The organism is Pseudoalteromonas sp. S558, assembly GCF_005886635.1.
Lineage (GTDB): Bacteria > Pseudomonadota > Gammaproteobacteria > Enterobacterales > Alteromonadaceae > Pseudoalteromonas > Pseudoalteromonas aliena.
The window spans coordinates 1-309 of sequence record NZ_PNDU01000564.1 but is presented as its reverse complement, the minus strand read 5'-3'; the positions used below and the strand labels follow the sequence as shown (position 1 = coordinate 309).

Annotated in this window: 1 tRNA gene; it reads left to right on the top strand. The window is 40.8% G+C overall.

The window, feature by feature from the left end:
- Positions 1–24 precede the first annotated feature (24 nt).
- Positions 25–101: transfer RNA gene (locus tag CWB66_RS21445), tRNA-Met, on the top strand.
- The last annotated feature ends 208 nt before the right edge of the window (positions 102–309 follow it).

The window sequence follows — 309 nt, the reverse complement described above, 5'->3', positions numbered from 1 at the left end:
AATCCTGGTATCCCAGCCAACAATGGCTAAGTAGCTCAGCTGGTTAGAGCACATCACTCATAATGATGGGGTCACAGGTTCAAATCCCGTCTTAGCCACCATTTCTTTTTTAGAAGTGGCTCTGCAAGAGTTAAATTGCACTCAATGAAGAGTTTAAAATAACTACCATTTCTTTGATTAATTCAAAGTGATATGCGGGAGTGTCGGAATTGGTAGACGCGCTGGATTTAGGTTCCAGTAACTTAGGTTGTGAGAGAGCTCGGAAGAGCGTCGTATTGTGAAAAAGTGTAGTAAATTATGTTTATGACT